Annotated in this window: 11 protein-coding genes and 1 pseudogene; 6 read left to right on the forward strand and 6 right to left on the reverse strand. The window is 70.9% G+C overall.

From position 1 onward, the window contains the following. Positions 1-1512: pseudogene (locus tag AB0E90_RS07555) on the forward strand (hypothetical protein); the annotation flags it as partial. On the opposite strand, the gene AB0E90_RS07560 reads toward AB0E90_RS07555, so the two are convergent. Continuing rightward, positions 1509-1649 carry a hypothetical protein gene (locus tag AB0E90_RS07560; protein ID WP_360400812.1) on the reverse strand — a complete coding sequence of 47 codons (141 nt, stop codon included), beginning with the start codon at positions 1647-1649 and terminating at the stop codon, positions 1509-1511. The pseudogene AB0E90_RS07555 and the gene AB0E90_RS07560 overlap by 4 nt on opposite strands. Positions 1650-1741: 92 nt before the next feature. Between AB0E90_RS07560 and AB0E90_RS07565 the strand changes: the two genes are divergently transcribed. Together AB0E90_RS07565 and AB0E90_RS07570 are read left to right on the forward strand one after the other, a co-directional pair. Beyond that, positions 1742-3193, forward strand: a complete 1452-nt coding sequence (locus AB0E90_RS07565) for a hypothetical protein (RefSeq protein ID WP_360400815.1) — start codon at positions 1742-1744, stop codon at positions 3191-3193. Further along, on the forward strand, positions 3190-4095 hold the full coding sequence (locus tag AB0E90_RS07570; RefSeq protein ID WP_360400818.1) for an NAD-dependent epimerase/dehydratase family protein: 906 nt from the start codon (positions 3190-3192) through the stop codon (positions 4093-4095). Before AB0E90_RS07565 ends, AB0E90_RS07570 begins: the two co-directional genes overlap by 4 nt. Here the strand turns inward: AB0E90_RS07570 and AB0E90_RS07575 are convergent. The 4 genes from AB0E90_RS07575 to AB0E90_RS07590 form a co-directional block, all read right to left on the reverse strand. Next, positions 4088-5497 carry a dynamin family protein gene (locus AB0E90_RS07575; protein ID WP_360400821.1) on the reverse strand — a complete coding sequence of 470 codons (1410 nt, stop codon included), beginning with the start codon at positions 5495-5497 and terminating at the stop codon, positions 4088-4090. The genes AB0E90_RS07570 and AB0E90_RS07575 overlap by 8 nt on opposite strands. Before the next feature lies 1 nt (position 5498). Continuing rightward, positions 5499-7247: a dynamin family protein gene (locus AB0E90_RS07580; RefSeq protein WP_360400824.1), complete on the reverse strand. Its 1749-nt coding sequence runs from the start codon at positions 7245-7247 to the stop codon at positions 5499-5501. A 301-nt stretch (positions 7248-7548) separates the two neighbouring features. After that, positions 7549-8181 carry a LysE family translocator gene (locus AB0E90_RS07585; protein WP_360400827.1) on the reverse strand — a complete coding sequence of 211 codons (633 nt, stop codon included), beginning with the start codon at positions 8179-8181 and terminating at the stop codon, positions 7549-7551. A gap of 9 nt (positions 8182-8190) precedes the next feature. Next, positions 8191-8742, reverse strand: a complete 552-nt coding sequence (locus AB0E90_RS07590; RefSeq protein WP_360400830.1) for an SRPBCC family protein — start codon at positions 8740-8742, stop codon at positions 8191-8193. A 205-nt stretch (positions 8743-8947) separates the two neighbouring features. Here AB0E90_RS07590 and AB0E90_RS07595 point away from each other — a divergent pair, with 205 nt between their 5' ends. The 3 genes from AB0E90_RS07595 to AB0E90_RS07605 are packed head-to-tail and all read left to right on the forward strand — an operon-like array spanning position 8948 to position 14048. Further along, complete coding sequence (locus tag AB0E90_RS07595; RefSeq protein WP_360400833.1) at positions 8948-10537, forward strand: isovaleryl-CoA dehydrogenase; 1590 nt, start codon at positions 8948-8950, stop codon at positions 10535-10537. Positions 10538-10541: 4 nt separating this feature from the next. Beyond that, the gene (locus AB0E90_RS07600) at positions 10542-12815 is read left to right on the forward strand and encodes an EAL domain-containing protein (RefSeq protein WP_360400836.1); all 2274 of its coding nucleotides are present in this window, start codon (positions 10542-10544) and stop codon (positions 12813-12815) included. A 9-nt stretch (positions 12816-12824) separates the two neighbouring features. Continuing rightward, entirely contained in the window at positions 12825-14048 is a 1224-nt protein-coding gene (locus AB0E90_RS07605) for an MFS transporter (RefSeq protein WP_360400839.1), read from the forward strand. Here AB0E90_RS07605 and AB0E90_RS07610 read toward each other — a convergent pair. Continuing rightward, complete coding sequence (locus AB0E90_RS07610) at positions 14017-15486, reverse strand: ATP-binding protein (protein ID WP_360400841.1); 1470 nt, start codon at positions 15484-15486, stop codon at positions 14017-14019. The genes AB0E90_RS07605 and AB0E90_RS07610 overlap by 32 nt on opposite strands. Between the last annotated feature and the right edge of the window lie 43 nt (positions 15487-15529).

A 15529-nucleotide genomic window follows, 5' to 3' on the forward strand; every position in this document is an offset into this window, starting at 1 on the left:
CCGGCCGGCGGCCCTCCCTACGGAAGCGGCACACCCGCGAACGGCAACCCGCCCTACGGCAGCAGCCCGGCCGGCGGCCCTCCCTACGGAAGCGGCACACCCGCGAACGGCAACCCGCCCTACGGCAGCAGCCCGGCCGGCGGCCCTCCCTACGGAAGCGGCGCCCCAGTCAGCAGCGCGCCTTACGGCGTCAGCGGCACACCTGCAAGCGGTAACGCCGCGGTCAGCTCCGCCCCCTACGGCGGCGCGCCGGCCGGCGGCGGCGCCCAGGTGAGCAGCCCGCCCTATGGCGGGGGCGCGCCGGCCGGTGGCGGGTCGGTGGCCTACTCGCGTGGTTCGGCCGCTATCCCGGGCACGGCGGCTGCCTCGGGGATGGCCCCGCAGCCGGGCGCGACGCCGCCGATGGGCCTGGCCGCCACGTCCGTCGCGGGAGCGGCTCCGATCTTCGGTGGTGCGGCTCCCGGCGTACCGAATGAGTCGCGGCCTTGGCCACCGCCTCCCCTCGCCGGGGCGCCCAAGCGCAACCTCGGCAAGATCTTGATGGTTGTCGCCCTGGTGGTGGCGGTGATCGCGGGTGGAACGACGGTCGGGCTGATCCTGCTGAACAAGGGCAAGAAGGACAACGAGACCGCCGGCGGCGTGACGCCCACCGCGACGACGGCCGCGGCGACCACCCAGCCGACCGTTGACCCGCTGGCCCCGCCGACCGACACCATGCTGATCCGGGTCGACACCGGCAACGGCGACGCGCAGGTCTCGAAGGTCTACTCGTTCAAGCCGGGCGAGGACACCCGCACCGAACTGCCCGGCACCAAGCCCGGCGACGTGCTGCCGAAGTGGTCGCACACCCGCACCCAGATCGCGCTCACGCACAACAACGGCGACCACACCTCGATCGACATCATGAACGCGGACGGCACCGGCCGGCACGAGGTCGCCGAGGACGCCGGCGGCCGGGTGGCCTGGTCGGCCGACGACAAGAAGATCGCGTTCATGAAGAAGTTCGACGGGATCAAGCAGATCGCCGTGCTCAACCTCGAGACCGGCGAGCTGAAGCAACTCACCAAGACGACTACGCAGAAGGACGACGCGATGTGGTCGCCCGACGGCAAGTCCATCCTGTACTGGCTGAACCGGAACGGGGTGCGCCAGGTCTACGAGCTGACGGTGGCGAACCCGAAGGAGCCGGGCCGGCAGATCACCAAGCCGGAGGTGGGCCAGGTCAACGACCCGGTCTATTCGCCGAAGGGCGACCTGGTGCTGTTCACCCTGGAGGTGGACAAGGAGAACTCGGACATCTGGCTGGTCAACATCGACGGCTCCAATCCGCACCGGGTGACCTCGAACCCGCAACGCGAGATGGACCCGACCTTCTCGCCGGACGGAAACTGGTTCGCGTTCGTGCGGGGCGCCTACGACCATCCGACGATCGTGGTGGAACGCGTGGCCGGCACCGGCGAACAGGTCCTGACCAAGAACGGCGCCCGCGAGGGCCACCCCTGCTGGTTCTAACGCCGGTGGAGGAAGCGGAGGAGCCGCCAGGCGCGCCGGCGGATGCCGTCGTTGCCGGACCAGAGGTAGACGGCGGCCAGAACCACGGTCATCACGAGCTGTACGACCAGGACGGTGCAGATCAACGAGAACGTCATGCCACAAAGAATCCCCAGCTCAGGCCGGGTACGGAAGGTGTTTGGTCACCTTTGGACGGCGTACGACAACGTTGGACGCGGGCGAGACGGTCTTGACCAGCCCGACCGTTTCCGATCATGCTGACGCGGCGATGACTGACCATCCCGATCCCGCTCTGGCCCGCCTGCTGGCCCACGTTGATCAGCTCCGGATGGCCGCGGGCGGTCTGAAGGCGCCCGAGATCTCGAAGCGCCTGGGTGGCATTCCGGGTCGATCCACGGTCAACAACATCGTCAGCCGGAACAGCAGGATCCTGGTCTCCTGGGAACACGTCGCCAAAGTCGTCGATTTCCTCGGCGGCGACCGTGGTGTCGCCCTGGATCTGTGGACGCAGGCAGAGGCCGCGATGAGGGCAGAGCCTGCGAGCGCGACGGACGCCGAGCCCGAGATACTCAAGTGCACGCCGGTCGAACTCGATCTCAACTGCGTGCTTCCGCATGCGGCCGACGACCAGTGGGTGCCGCGTGGGGTGTTGGCGCGGATGGCCGTTGAAGGTCTGTCCCTGGCCGACCTCGGCGACGAGCGCGACCAGCTTCTGCGGCGCGAGCTCATCCGATCGCTGATCACCGCCCGCCAGATCGTCATCAACCGCAGCTTCCTCGTGCGCAATCCGGTGTTGTCCCGGGCCTACCGCGACGAACCCGAAGAACGTCGGGCCTTCACGACGCTGTTGTCCGACGAGGCGATCGTTCCGTATCTCTACACGGAGAAGACCCCGCTGGAGAGCGAGTTCGCCACCGAACCGGCGGCGCGGCAGGCCCAGGAGGTGTGGAACGAGATCCTGCATTCGACGGTCGTGATGTGTGTGCGCCTGTCCTGGAACAACGCCAAGAATCTCGAAGCCACGAACGGGCTCCAGCAGAGTTTCGCGGACGGACTCCGGCGAGCGGCCGGTTCCCAGCTCCGGATGTTGCTGGAGGACGTCGGGACGAGCGCCGATGAAGTGGACGACTTCCGGAAGAAGCTCGGGCACCTCCCGCAGCTCGGCCGGGCGGACGCACCGGAGCCGGTGTCGCGCACGTTGCTCTACAAGCACTACATCGTGAAGCGGGGAACCGATCCGCGCGCCGGCGACTACGACTTCACCCGGACCCGTCATATGGTCCCGCTGAAGTGGGTGCTCGATCTCGTCTACCACTCCAACCTTGCGTCCCGGCTGGGTATAGCGCTGATCACCCCGGTCGACTCGGCCAATCGCTCGGTAGTGCATCACCCCAACTTCCTTCAGACGTCCGCTCGGCGGGGCGGCTACAACGCCCGGCGGGTGCAGATTTCCATTCAGGAGGCGATCCAGCACTTCAGCGCCGGTTCGCTGAAGGTATTCGAGCGTCTTACGCTGGCCGATGTCGTCGAAATTCGGACGAATCCGGTGTGGTTGAGCTATGCCCGGTCGGTCGACGCGCTGCTCAAGGAGCCCTGGCTGATGTCGCATCCGGAGCGCGGCCTGCCGCACGTCTACGCCCGTCATCAAGATCTGATCGACTACGTCAGGCGGCGCTCGTGACCCACGTGATGATCTATGGCGCGGCCGGCTTCGTCGGCACCACGCTGCTGGCGGCCGACGAGCCGCTCGCCGAAAGACTGACCCTCGTCGATCAGAAGCCGATCATGGCACAGCCCCAGCATGCCGTCATCCAAGGGACCGCCCTGCCCGACGAAGCGGCCGATGTGCTGCTGGTGCTCGCCGGCCAGACCGACGTCGACCAGGCACTGGCCGATCCGGCGCTCGCGTTCACCGCGAACGGCGCCATCGCGCTCGAGGCCGCGGAATGGTGGCGCCGTCACCCGCAGGCACGGGTCGTCTACCTCTCCTCCGACGAGGTACTCGGGGTGGCCGACGAACCGCTCGCCGAGGATGCGCCCTACTGCCCCACCCAGCCCTACGCCGCCTCGAAAGCCGCCGCCGAGATGACTCTGCGGTGCTATGCGGAGTCGTATGGCATGGATCTGATCGTTGTTCGCAGCTGCAACCTGGTCGGTGGCCACCAGCGGGCGCGCAAGCTTCTCCCGACCGCGGTGCGAACGCTGGCGAGCGGGTTGCCGGCCCCGGTCTTCGGCACCGGCCGGCAGACCCGTGAATACATGGCGGTCGAGGATCTCTGCGAGGCGCTGCGTCTGGCGGCCTCGGGCACCCTGCCGGCGGACATCTACCACTGTTCGTCCGGAACGGCGTTCACCGTGCTCGACGTGGTCGAGATCGTCGCCGAGGCGGTGGGCGCGCCGGCGTCCTACGAGCACGTCGCCGACCGGCTGGTGCACGACCGGGCGTATGCGATGAATCCGGCCCGGCTCCGCTCGTTCGGCTGGGAGTCCCGCGTCTCGCCGGACAAAGCGATCCGCCGCGCCGCCCAGCACATGCTCGCGGCCTGGCAGCGCGGCGAACAGCTGACCCCACCCCTCAGCTGACCAGGATTCCCTCGCAGCTGCGGGCCACGGCTCGGGCCGCGGTCTTCAGTTCGCGGGGGGAGAACGGGTGTTCGGCGATGTTCTGCCAGCGGATCAGGGCCTCCTGCGCGCCGGCGGCGATCCGGCCGCGGGCGGCGTCGGCGGGCAGGCCGAGGCGGTGGTGGGCGGCGCCGCCGGCGCCGCCGAGCAGCAGGTCCATCTCGGCCAGTTGTTCGTCGGTGCCGGGCAGGCGGCCGGATCTCAGCTGGTGCAGCAGGCGCAGTTCGACGAACTCGTGGGCGCTGGCCCGGATCCGTTCGGCCTCGCCGGCCAGTGCCGAGCCGGGCGGGATGCACTCGTCCAGCACGGCCAGCGCCGAGCGGGCCTTGAGCACCTCGCTGCGGCCGACGAACTGGGCGGTGAAGACCTCGCGCAGCCGGTCGATGCCGCTGTGCTCGGTGAGCGCCTTGGCCAGGGCGGCCGAGTCGGTGACGGTCTTTTCGCGGATCAACCGGATGGAAAGACGAACACCGAACAGACCCAGGCGCTTGAGTACGGCGGCCCGATGCGTTCCCGAGGCGGCGAACCGGTCGGCCGTCAACAGCAGGTCGACAACATGCTCCATCGGTTCGGCCGCGATCGCGGCGAGGGTCCGGTATTCCTCCTCACGCAGGGTCGCCCCGGCCGCCCCGAGCAGCCCGGCCACCGGCACGACGACCGGGCAGAGCTTGCGGAGCCGCTCGTCGGTGGCGTATCGCGCGGCAACCCGGCCCGCCGACGCCATCGCGTCCAGCCGGCAGCCGCCGATCTCGTCGGCCCGCGACAGCACGCCGACCGCGTTCACCGGGGTGCCGCTGGAGAGGCCGTCGCCGTGGAACGACTCGAGGAACCGGACGTCGCTGCCGTGCATGTGGCGCAGCAGGTAGATGACCGCGTCGGTCTGTGCCGCCCGCTCCCCCTCGGCCTCCAGGAACGCCATGGTCCGCAGCGACACGTCGGTGGACAGCGACGCGATGCCGGGCGTGTCGATCAGGGTGTGCTGCCGCAGCCGGCTGCTCGGCACCCGCACCTCGAGGTGTTCGACCTGCTCGGCGGGACGGCCCAGGGAGATCTGGATCGCCCCGTCGCGGCGGGTGAACGGGCGCGGCTCGGCGCTGCCGTCGGTGAGATAGGCGGTCACGGCGTAGGTGCGGCCGTCCGCGTACCAGGTGACTATCCGGGTGCACTCGCCCGCGTCGGTGGGTGCGAGCTCCTCGCCGACCAGGGCGTTGAGCAGAGTGGACTTGCCGGCCTTGACCTTGCCGGCGATGGCCACCCGGAGCGGCTCGTCGACCCGGCGCCGCGCGTCGACGAGCCGCTGATCCGACATCTCCGAGATGGCGCGGTCGAGCAGCGTACGCACCTGGTCGAGGAGGAAGCTCATCTCAGGCCGCCAGCCGGTTCAGCCGGCGGCGCTGCTCGGCGAGGGCGTCGGCGCGTTCTTTCCGCTCGTCCGGTGGCAGGTCGGCGATCTCCCGGACCGCCGCCGCGGTGGCCGCCGCCGAGCGCTCGGCGGCCTGGGCGCGGGCGGCGAACTCGTCGCGCAGGAACCGCTGGGTGCGCCGGATCGCCTCGCGGCAGTCGCGGCCCACGTGGAAGCCGACGTCATCGACGTACCGCCGGAGCTCCTGTTTTGCCTGAAGCCGCCGCTGCTGCACCTGGCGTTCCCGCTCGCTCTTGATCATGCGGCGGCCGAGGGTCATGCCGGCGAGCAGGCCGAGCGGCGCGGCGAAGGCGAGGCTGAAGAACGCGCCGACCGCGCCGAGCATGTAGAAGCCGCCGTAGGTGACCCGGGCGGCGGTGAACGCGCCGAGGAACTGCTGCATGCCCGACTTCTGGAAGCTGACATCGAGCTCGTCGACCTTGCGCAGGGCCAGCTCAGGCGCGGGCAGGTCGACGTCGAGGCTGTCATATTCAATTCCGAAGCGCTCGGCCACGTCGTGTGCGAGCTGCTCGGTGCGGGTGACCAGCAACATCAGGTTGTCGACGGCCGCGGCGGCCGCCTCCCGCTGCGCCCACGCCTGAAAGTCCCGCCAGGTCTCCCGCGGATCGGACTCGGCCAGCAGGTCTTCGCCCTTGCGCACCATGATCCGCAGCCGTTCCCGGAGGTCGTGCTCGATGTCGGCGCTCAGGTCCTGCACGCCGTCGCCAAGCACGGTCTGCCACGAGCCGCCGGCCAGCCAGGCGCTGCGCCGGGACTTCTCCGCGTAGCGCCGCACCACCTCGGGCGCGGCAGCCGGCTCGGCGGCCACCGCGTGCTCGGCCTCGACCCGCTCGCGCAACTGGGCGACGACGAACTGCAGCTCGGCGCGCGCCGCCACGATCTTGTTCTCGGCCGCGGCGCCCAGCACATCGCGGCGCAGCAGCTCGACCAGGCGCGGGAAGCCGGACTCCTCGTTGAGCGCGGTGTCGTCGCGGGCCTGCGCACGCATCCGCAGGAACGAGGAGACCGCCACGATCGGCACATCCAGGCCCGCTCGCTGGAAGTGACCCTCGTTGATCTCGACGATCCGCCGCCACTCCCCGTAGAGGTCGGTCTTGGTGAGCACGCAGAACGCGCGCGGGCAGCGCTCGAGCGCCCGCCGCAGGAACTCCACCTCCGGCGCGGTCAGCTCCTGCGCCGAGTCGGTCACGAACAGCGCCGCCCCGGCCAGGCCCAGCGCGCCCAGCGTGAGGTTGCCCTGGGCCGAGTCGAGCCCGCCCACCCCGGGCGTGTCGATGATCGACAACCCGGCCGCGAGCAGCCGCCGGTCGAGCCGCACCTCGACCGCCCGCACGCCGTTCTTGTCACCCTCGGCGATGTGCCGCGGCAACTCCTCGAAGCCGACCGGCACCGAGGCCAACCCGCCGTCATCCTGCGGCACCTGCAGAAACGCGGCCGGCGGCCGGCCGTGACGCAGAATCGTCGGCACCGCGGTCACGATGTCGGAGTCGACCGGGCAGATGTCGGTGCGCAGCAACGCATTGACCAGCGTGCTCTTGCCCTGTTTGAACTCCCCCACGACGGCCACCGTCGCGTCGTCGGACCGCAGCCGCCCGGCGGCCTGGTCGAGCCGTTGCACGAGGTCGGCGCGCTGCGCGGCCTCGGCCAGGGCGCGGGCATCGGCAAGCTCGGCGAGCACGCCCGTCGTCAACCGCCCTGCCCTCACCTTCATCACGCAACTCCGGCGTTCGAACCCTACGCGCCCCGCACACGCTCTGACCAGCAAGGCAGCGTCCACGACGGATTCGAGACAGCGGGCGTCCCGGATGGCCGGTCCACCGGACCAATTTTGACACCCGCCGAGACTGAGCGAAGAGCGCCGTTGCCCATTACGATCGGACTGCCGCCGTCGGCTGCACGCCGCGCGGCACCGGAGACCTCCGCACGAATCTCGCGGTACGGCACCCCGCGAGATTCGTGCGGGGCCTTTCCGAGATCCTCACCGCCACCGGTCAGCGCGTCAGGGCCAGCCGCGCGCCGAGGCCGAGCAGGGCCGTGCCGGTCGCCGCCTCCAGTCCGCGACGGGCGACCGGGCGGGCGAAGAACCGGCGCAGCGCGGCGATCAGGTTGGCCACCGTGAAGAACCAGGCCAGCGTGACTCCCACCGCGACCAGCGACAGCACGAGAACGTCGCCGACCCCCGCGCCGCTGGGCACGAACTGCGGCAGCAACGCCACGAAGAAGACGGCCGCCTTGGGGTTGAGCACGTTGCAGAGCAGTCCGTCCCGGAAGGACAGCCAGGTGCTCCGGCCGCCGGCTGCGCCCGGATCCGCCCCCGGGTCCGCCGGCGCGTCACGCCGGATCGCGGCGATCAACGCCCGCACACCGAGGTAGGCCAGATAGCCGGCACCCGCGTAGCGGACCACCTCGAGCACCGCCGGAAGCGCGCTCAGCATGGCCGCCACCCCGGCCGCGGCGGCCGCCGCCCACCCGAAGATCCCGGCGGCCACACCGGCCGCGGCCGCCATCCCGCCGCGCCGCCCGGCAATGGCCGCCCGCCGCACCACGACGGCGAAATCCGGCCCGGGCGACATTGCTCCGAGCACGATCACACCCGCGAACCCGAGCACCTGTCCACCAGTCATGCCGTTCCCCTAACCGTCGATCGCAATACCTTCATAGGCCGGGACCAGCTCGCCCATCCGCGCATCCGAGTCGCCACGCTCACCGCCGGCGAGGTGGGCGGCGAGGTCCTCGACATGGATCTGGAGCCCGGCCGCGAAGATCGCGAGCCATTCCAGGCGGAGACCGCGCTGCTCGACCACCAGGATCGTCCCATCCCCGTCGGCGGTCAGGGTGACCTCGATGACCTGCTCGTTCGGCGCGTGCTGGCCCTTGGTCGCCACGATGAAGCGCCGCGGTGACTCGCACGCCTCGATCCGCCCGGTGGCCTCCGCTCCGCTGGAGTGGAACCGGGACCGGTAGGTGCCGCCGAGGTGGAGGTCGCCGTCGAACTCGCCGAGCCAGCGCGCCAGCCGGCCGGGCTCGGTGAGCGCCGACCACACCTCGTCGATGCCGGCGCCGAGGCGGTCCTCCATGCGCGCGATCCCGTTGCCGTCCGCGGATCGCAGGCTGCCGAGGACGTGCGGTTCCGCCTGTTCCTGGCTGGTCATCCGGTGCCCCTCGTCGACTTCGCCCGGCTGCATCGGTGCCGATGTTATTCCTGGACGGTCCCGGCGTGGGGGCAGGCGGCGGGCCGCAGGCCGCCAACGGCCGTGCCGGTGCAGGTCGCTGCGCTGCTCGCAGTGGACCTGGGCCATCTCCGTATCGTCCGAATTCTGGTTTTGGGGGTCAGCGCAGCCGGCCGTCTGACCGTGGTCGGCCAAGCTACCGACGAGTAGATTGCGGTCTGTGACGCACGAGGTCTTCAACCAGCCGCCGCCCCTGGTCGACTACGACGTGTCCGCCGACGCCGCCCTGCTCGCGGCGGTGGCGCGGGAGGGCGCGCCGTGGGCGGTGGGCGATCTGCACCGCCTCGGCAAGCAGGCCGGGACCGCTTCGTCGCAGCTCTGGGCGGACGAGGCGAACAGGTTCGAGCCGCGGCTGATGACCCACGATCGGTATGGGCATCGGATCGACGAGGTGGAGTTCCATCCGTCGTGGCACCAGCTGATGTCGGTGGCGGTCGGCGCCGGTCTCGCCGGGGCGGCCTGGACCGATGGCCGCCGCGGAGCGCACGTGGCCCGGGCGGCCGGATTGTTCGTCTGGTCCCAGGTCGAGGCGGGCCATTCCTGCCCCGTTTCAATGACATATGCCGTCGTGCCCGCCCTGCGTAACAATTCCGCTTTGTCGAAAATGTACGATCCGCTCCTGACTTCCCGTGAATATGACCCGGGGCTCCGGACGCCGGCCGCCAAGCGCGGGCTGCTCGCCGGCATGGGCATGACCGAGAAGCAGGGCGGCTCGGACGTGCGCGCCAACACGACCGCCGCGACCCCCGCCGGCGACGGGACGTGGCGGCTGCGCGGGCACAAATGGTTCACCAGCGCCCCGATGTGCGACCTGTTCCTGGTGCTGGCCCAGGCGCCCGGCGGGCTGTCGTGTTTCCTGGTGCCGCGCGTTCTCCCGGACGGCACCCGCAACGTCTTCCGCATCCAGCGCCTCAAGGACAAACTCGGCAACCGCAGCAACGCCAGCTCCGAGCCGGAATTCGACGACACCGTCGCGTGGCTGGTCGGCGACGAGGGCCGCGGTGTGCGCACGATCATCGAGATGGTCGCGATGACCCGGCTCGACTGCGTCACCGGCTCGGCCTCCGGCATGCGCGCCGCCCTCAGCCAGGCCATCCACCACACCCGCCACCGCAGCGCCTTCGGCCGGGTGCTCGCCGACCAGCCCGCGATGAGCAACGTCCTCGCCGACCTGGCCATCGAGTCCGAGGCGGCCACCCTGTTGGCGATGCGCCTGGCCGGCGCGGTCGACCGGGGCGAGCAGCAGTTCAAGCGCCTGGCCATCGCGATCGGCAAGTTCTGGGTGTGCAAGCGGCAGCCGGCCGTGGTCGGTGAGGCGCTCGAGTGCCTCGGCGGCAACGGTTACGTCGAGGATTCCGGTCTTCCCCGGCTCTACCGGGACGCCCCGCTCAACTCGATCTGGGAGGGCTCCGGCAACGTGCAGGCCCTCGACGTGCTGCGCACCCTGAACCGCGACCCGGAGAGCCTGGAGGCCCTGCTCGCCGAGATGTCCGCCGCGTCCGGCGCCGACCGCCGCCTCGACGCCGCGGTCACCGAACTCAAGAAGACACCGGACGAGAGCCAGGCCCGCCGGGTGGTCGAGCGGATGGCCCTGGTCCTGCAGGGATCACTGCTGGTACGGCACGCGCCGCCCGAGGTGGCCGACGCCTTCTGCGCCACCCGCCTCGGCGGCGACTGGGGCCACACGTTCGGCACCCTGCCCACGTCGGTGCACACCGCCGCGCTCGTGGATCGAGCAGCACCCGCTTAGCAACGTGGCGGGACTCATGCCGGCGGCCGGGCTGTCGATCTCGCTGGACGTGAGGGCTTGGTGGACGTGGCTGACGGTCGGGGTGCTCGTGTGCCTCGGCTATCCGCTGCTGCCCGGCGGCAGTCTCGGCTCCACGCTCGTCTACACCGGGCTCGGCCTCGCTGCTGTCCTGGTCATCGTGGCCGGGGTGTGGCGTAACCAGCCTCCGAACCCACGTTCCTGGTACCTCTTCGCGGCCGGCGTTCTCACCTTCGTGACCGCCGACATCGTGTACGAGGTGAGCGGCCGGATCCTGGGTTACCCCCCGTACCCGTTCTGGGACGACGCCCTCTATTTCATCGCCTACCCGATGGTGTTGGCCGGCCTGCTCGGCGCCTCCCGCGGCCGCCGCCGCCCCGGCCGGACCCGCGACCTGGCCGGCGCGATCGACGCCGCCGTGATCGCCGTCGGGGTGGGCCTGGTCTACTGGGTGTTCCTCATCCAGCCGACCCTCACCGACCAGAGCACCCCGATCCACGTCCGCCTGGTCTCGGTCGCCTACCCGACGTTCGACGTGCTCATGTGCACGGTCGTGACCCGGATGCTGACCCGCCGCGACAGCCGCAGCCCGGCCGTGCTGCTGCTGGCCGCCGGCTGTCTGGCCAATCTCGGCGGCGACGTGGTCCTGACGCTGACCGAGTCGTTCACCACCTACTCCGACGGCGTCATCGGCTCGGGATTCCTGCTCGGGTACGTCGCCTGGGGCGGCGCCGCGCTGCACCCGTCGATGCGCCAGGGCAATCGGCCGGCCGGCCCGGCGACCGGTGACTTCCACCGCGGCCGGCTCAGCCTGCTCGCCGCCTGCACCCTGCTGGTGCCGGCCGTCCTGTTCATCCAGGGCATCCGGCAGGACGAAATCAACTGGATGGCCGTGGGGATCGGCGCGGTCGCGCTGTTCCTGCTGGTCCTGGCGCGGCTGGCCGGCTTCGTCGGGCAGGTGCGCGAGCAGTCGGTCAAGCTCGAGGACCTCGCCATGCGCGACGACCTCACCGGCCTGGCCAACCGCCGGCTGTTCGAGCAGTCGGTCACCGCGGCGGTCGCCGGCGGCGAGGCCCAGGTGTGCCTGCTCGACCTCAACGGCTTCAAGATCGTCAACGACCTGTACGGGCACACCATCGGCGACCGGCTGCTCATCGAGGTCGCCGGCCGCCTCACCACCGCGATGCGCGGCGACGACATGGTCGCCCGGATGGGCGGCGACGAGTTCGCCGTGCTGGTGGCGGGCGGGATCGCCGAGGGCGACGCGGTCGTGCGCCGGCTGTCCGACGCGCTGCGTCAGCCGATCTCGGTCGGCGGGCACGAGCTGCTGGTCGCGGCGACGTTCGGCGTGGCCGACACGGCCGGCACCGACGATCCGGTCGAGGTGCTGCGCCGCGCCGACGTCGCGATGTACGCGGCCAAGGACGCCGGCAGCCGCCAGCACCGTCGCTACTCCCTCGATCTCGACGACCGGGCCGGCGAGGCCGCCCGGATGGGCGTGGACATGCGGATGGGCCTGGACACCGGCCAGTTCCGGATGGTCTACCAGCCGATCGTCGCCCTCCCCGAGGGCCGCACCCGCTACGTCGAGTCGCTGGTGCGCTGGCAGCACCCGGACCGCGGGATGGTCAGCCCGGCCGAGTTCATCCCGGTCGCCGAGCAGAACGGCCTGATCGTCGAGCTGGGCGAGTGGATCCTGCGGACCGCCTGCGACCAGTTCGTCGTCTGGCGCGAGACGCACGGCTCGGACGCGCCCCAGCGGATCAGCGTGAACGTGTCGGCCCGGCAGCTCAACGAGCCCGGCTTCGTGGCGGTCGTCGCCGACGTCCTGGAATGCACCGGCATGCCGGCCGACCACCTGATCGTCGAGGTCACCGAGACCGCGGTGTTCGGCGGCGGCACCGCCGTGCAGGCGGTCAAGGACCTCAAGGCGCTGGGCGTACGGATCGCGCTGGACGACTTCGGCACCGGGCACTCGTCGCTCGGCCTGCTGCAGACCGTGCCGGTGGACGTGCTCAAGGTGGACAAGTCGTTCGTCGACAACCTCACCATGGCCGGCCGGCACGCGGTGATCGCGACCGCGCTCATCCAGGTCAGCAACGGTCTCGGGCTGACCGCGGTGGCCGAGGGCGTGGAGACCGCCGAGCAGGCGGCCGAACTGCACCGGCTCGGCTACCAGTACGCCCAGGGCTTCCACTTCGGCAAACCCGCCGCCGAACCCGACTTCCAGTTCCACGGTACGGCGGTCGTCGTCGGCTAAAGTGCCGCGGTGGCACTCGGCTCGGACTTCCGGCGGCTCTGGACGGCGTACGCGATCAGTGAGGCCGGCACCGGCCTGAGCTTCGGCGCGATTCCCCTGGTCGCGGTGCTCGTCCTCCAGGTTCCCGAGTTCCAGGTGTCGCTGCTCGCGGCGCTCGGCGGGCTGGCCGCCGCCGTCATCGGGCTCCCGGCCGGACCGTGGATCGAGTTCCGCCGCAAACGCCCGGTGATGATCCTCGCCGACCTCGCGCGGGCCCTGGCGATCATCAGCGTGCCGATCGCCTGGGCGACCGGCATGCTGACCTATGCGCAGCTCGCCGTCGTGGCGATCGTGCAGGCGGCGGGGGCGATGGCCTTCGCCGCGGCCAGCGGATCACACCTCAAGGCCCTGGTCGGCGCCGAGGATCGGGCCGCCGCCAACGGCCGGTTCGAGGCGACGTTCTGGACGGCCTACAGCGCCGGCCCGGCCGCCGGCGGGGCGCTGACCTCGTGGCTGGGCGTGTGGTGGACCCTGTCGGCGGACGCGGTCAGCTTCGTCCTGTCCGCGGTCAACGTCCGCCGGCTGCGCTCCCCCGAGCCACCCCCGCCGGTCCGGGCGCCCGGCGGAAATCGCTGGAGTGAGATCGCGGCCGGGTGGCGCTACATCCTCGCCCACCGCGGCCTGCGCACCCTCTACCTCAACTCGCAGGTCTTCGGCGCCGCCATGATGGCCGCCTCCCCGCTGCTGACCGTCCTGATGCTCGGCGAACTGCACTTCGCACCCTGGCAGTACGGCGTCGGCTGGGGCGTGCCGTGCGCCGCCGGCGTCCTCGGCGCCTTCGCGCTCAAGCCGCTCCTCGCACGGTTCGGCGAGCGGAAGGTCCTGCTGATCACCGGTGTCGGCCGCGCCGTCTGGCTGCCGTTCCTGGCCGCGATGCCGGCCGGCCCCCTCGGCCTGGTCCTGCTCATCGTGGTGGAGTTCCTGGCCCTGTTCTTCACCGGCGCCTTCAACCCGGCGTTCGCGACCTACCGGATGACGCACACCGAGGACGGCTACCTCTCCCGGGTCATCGCCGCCTGGTCGATCACCTCACGCACCACGCAACCGGTCGCCATCCTGCTCGGCGGGGCGCTGGCCGCCGCCACCAGCGTGCGCTTCGCGCTGCTGGTGTGCGGCCTGATCGTCGCGGCGAGCTCGCTGCTCCTGCCCTGGCGCGAGCGGGTCAGCGCGGAGCAAGCAACTCCCGTACGCTAGCCAGCAGCTCTTCCTGGGAGATCGGCGAGGCGTTTCCGCCGGTGCGCGCGTCCTGCATCGCTTTGGTCAGCTGCACGCGGCGCAGCACCTCTTTGATGTCCGCCCCGGTCATGCCGTGGCTCGCGTGCCCGAGCGCCTTCAGGTCGATGTCCTCGGCGAACATCACGAAGCCGGGCTGCTCGTGTGCGGCGATCAGGCCCTGGATCATCTTGCGGAAGATCTCGGCCCGGCTCGCCTCGTCCGGCTTCGGCACGCTGATCTTCACGTCGAAGCGGCCGGAGCGGATCAGCGAGTCGTCCACCCGGTGCGGGAAGTTCGTGGTCGCCACCACGATCACGTTCGGGTTCTCCTCGATCAGGTCGTTCATCTCCTGCTTGAAGATGCCGGCCACCGCGTTGAGCGCCTGGCTCGCCGCGTCGCCGCCCTGGCCGGCGTAGCTGACGATCGAGTCGAACTCGTCGAACAGCATCAGCGTCGGCACCCGGTAACGTCGCGCGTCCCGGAAGATCTGCTTGATGTTGCGCTCCGACCCGCCGAGCCATTTGTCGAGGATCTCCGGGGTGCGGATCTCCCGGAAGTCGGCGCCGATCTCGTTGGCGAGCGCGCGCGACAGCATCGTCTTGCCGGTGCCGGGCGGCCCGTACATCAGCAGGCCCTGCGGCCGCCGCGCGCCCCAGCGCGCCATCGCCTCCGGGTGCCGGAACGACACCGCGATCTGCCGCAGCTCGGCGACCACCCCGGTGAGCCCGCCGACCATGTCGAGGGTGACGGTCTGCGTCGTGGCCGGGGTCGGCGGCAACTGCTCCCGGCTGATCACATAACGCCGCCCCTTCAGCGCGTCGGGGCCGGTCAGCTCGAGCACGGTCTGCAGCGTCAGCCCGACGAAAGCCTGCAGGTGAGCGGGGGTGACATCGTCACGCGGCACCTCGGCGGTCAGGCGGACGACGGTCCCGCTCTCGTCCCACGTCACGCCGGCCTGCAGCCCGACGACGGCATCGGCGAGGGTCTCGGTCCGGCGATTTGCTTCCGGCTGGGCGGGTTTGTCAAGACCGAGCTTGCGGTACGCGGCGGCAGCCGCCGCACCCACCCCGTCCACGATGCGCGTGGTGATCGGGTCGCCCTGCTCGATGCGCTTGGCCAGCAGCAGGCCGACCGGATCGTTGCCGAGCACCAGCTTGCGGATGCGCTCCTTGGACAGCGGCTCGTCGGCGGTGCTCACCGCGGCGGCGAACACGTGCACCGGACCGTCCGGCCGGTCGGAACTGGACACGCTCAGGTCGACCCGCCGCACCGGCGCCGGCCAGACGGCGTGCCGCAGCAGGTCGACCGGGTTGACCCGGGCCGCGGCCAGCACGGTGGCCGCCTCGACCAGTTCGACGGTGGCCCCGGCGTACTCGAACGTTTCGCCGCGCGGTCGTGCAAAGCTCGCGTCAGACATGTACCAAGAGTTGCACGCCGGCACACGCACCGCTCGCGTGCGA

Source organism: Actinoplanes sp. NPDC026619 (assembly GCF_040638295.1).
Classification (GTDB): Bacteria; Actinomycetota; Actinomycetes; order Mycobacteriales; family Micromonosporaceae; genus Actinoplanes.

Bases quoted from the DNA above. Each gene is read 5' to 3' on its own strand.
- AB0E90_RS07585 (WP_360400827.1), bottom strand. From the start codon at position 8,181: ATGACTGGTGGACAGGTGCTCGGGTTCGCGGGTGTGATCGTGCTCGGA.
- AB0E90_RS07575 (WP_360400821.1), bottom strand. From the start codon at position 5,497: ATGAGCTTCCTCCTCGACCAGGTGCGTACGCTGCTCGACCGCGCCATC.
- AB0E90_RS07610 (WP_360400841.1), bottom strand. From the start codon at position 15,486: ATGTCTGACGCGAGCTTTGCACGACCGCGCGGCGAAACGTTCGAGTAC.
- AB0E90_RS07560 (WP_360400812.1), bottom strand. From the start codon at position 1,649: ATGACGTTCTCGTTGATCTGCACCGTCCTGGTCGTACAGCTCGTGATG.
- AB0E90_RS07590 (WP_360400830.1), bottom strand. From the start codon at position 8,742: ATGCAGCCGGGCGAAGTCGACGAGGGGCACCGGATGACCAGCCAGGAA.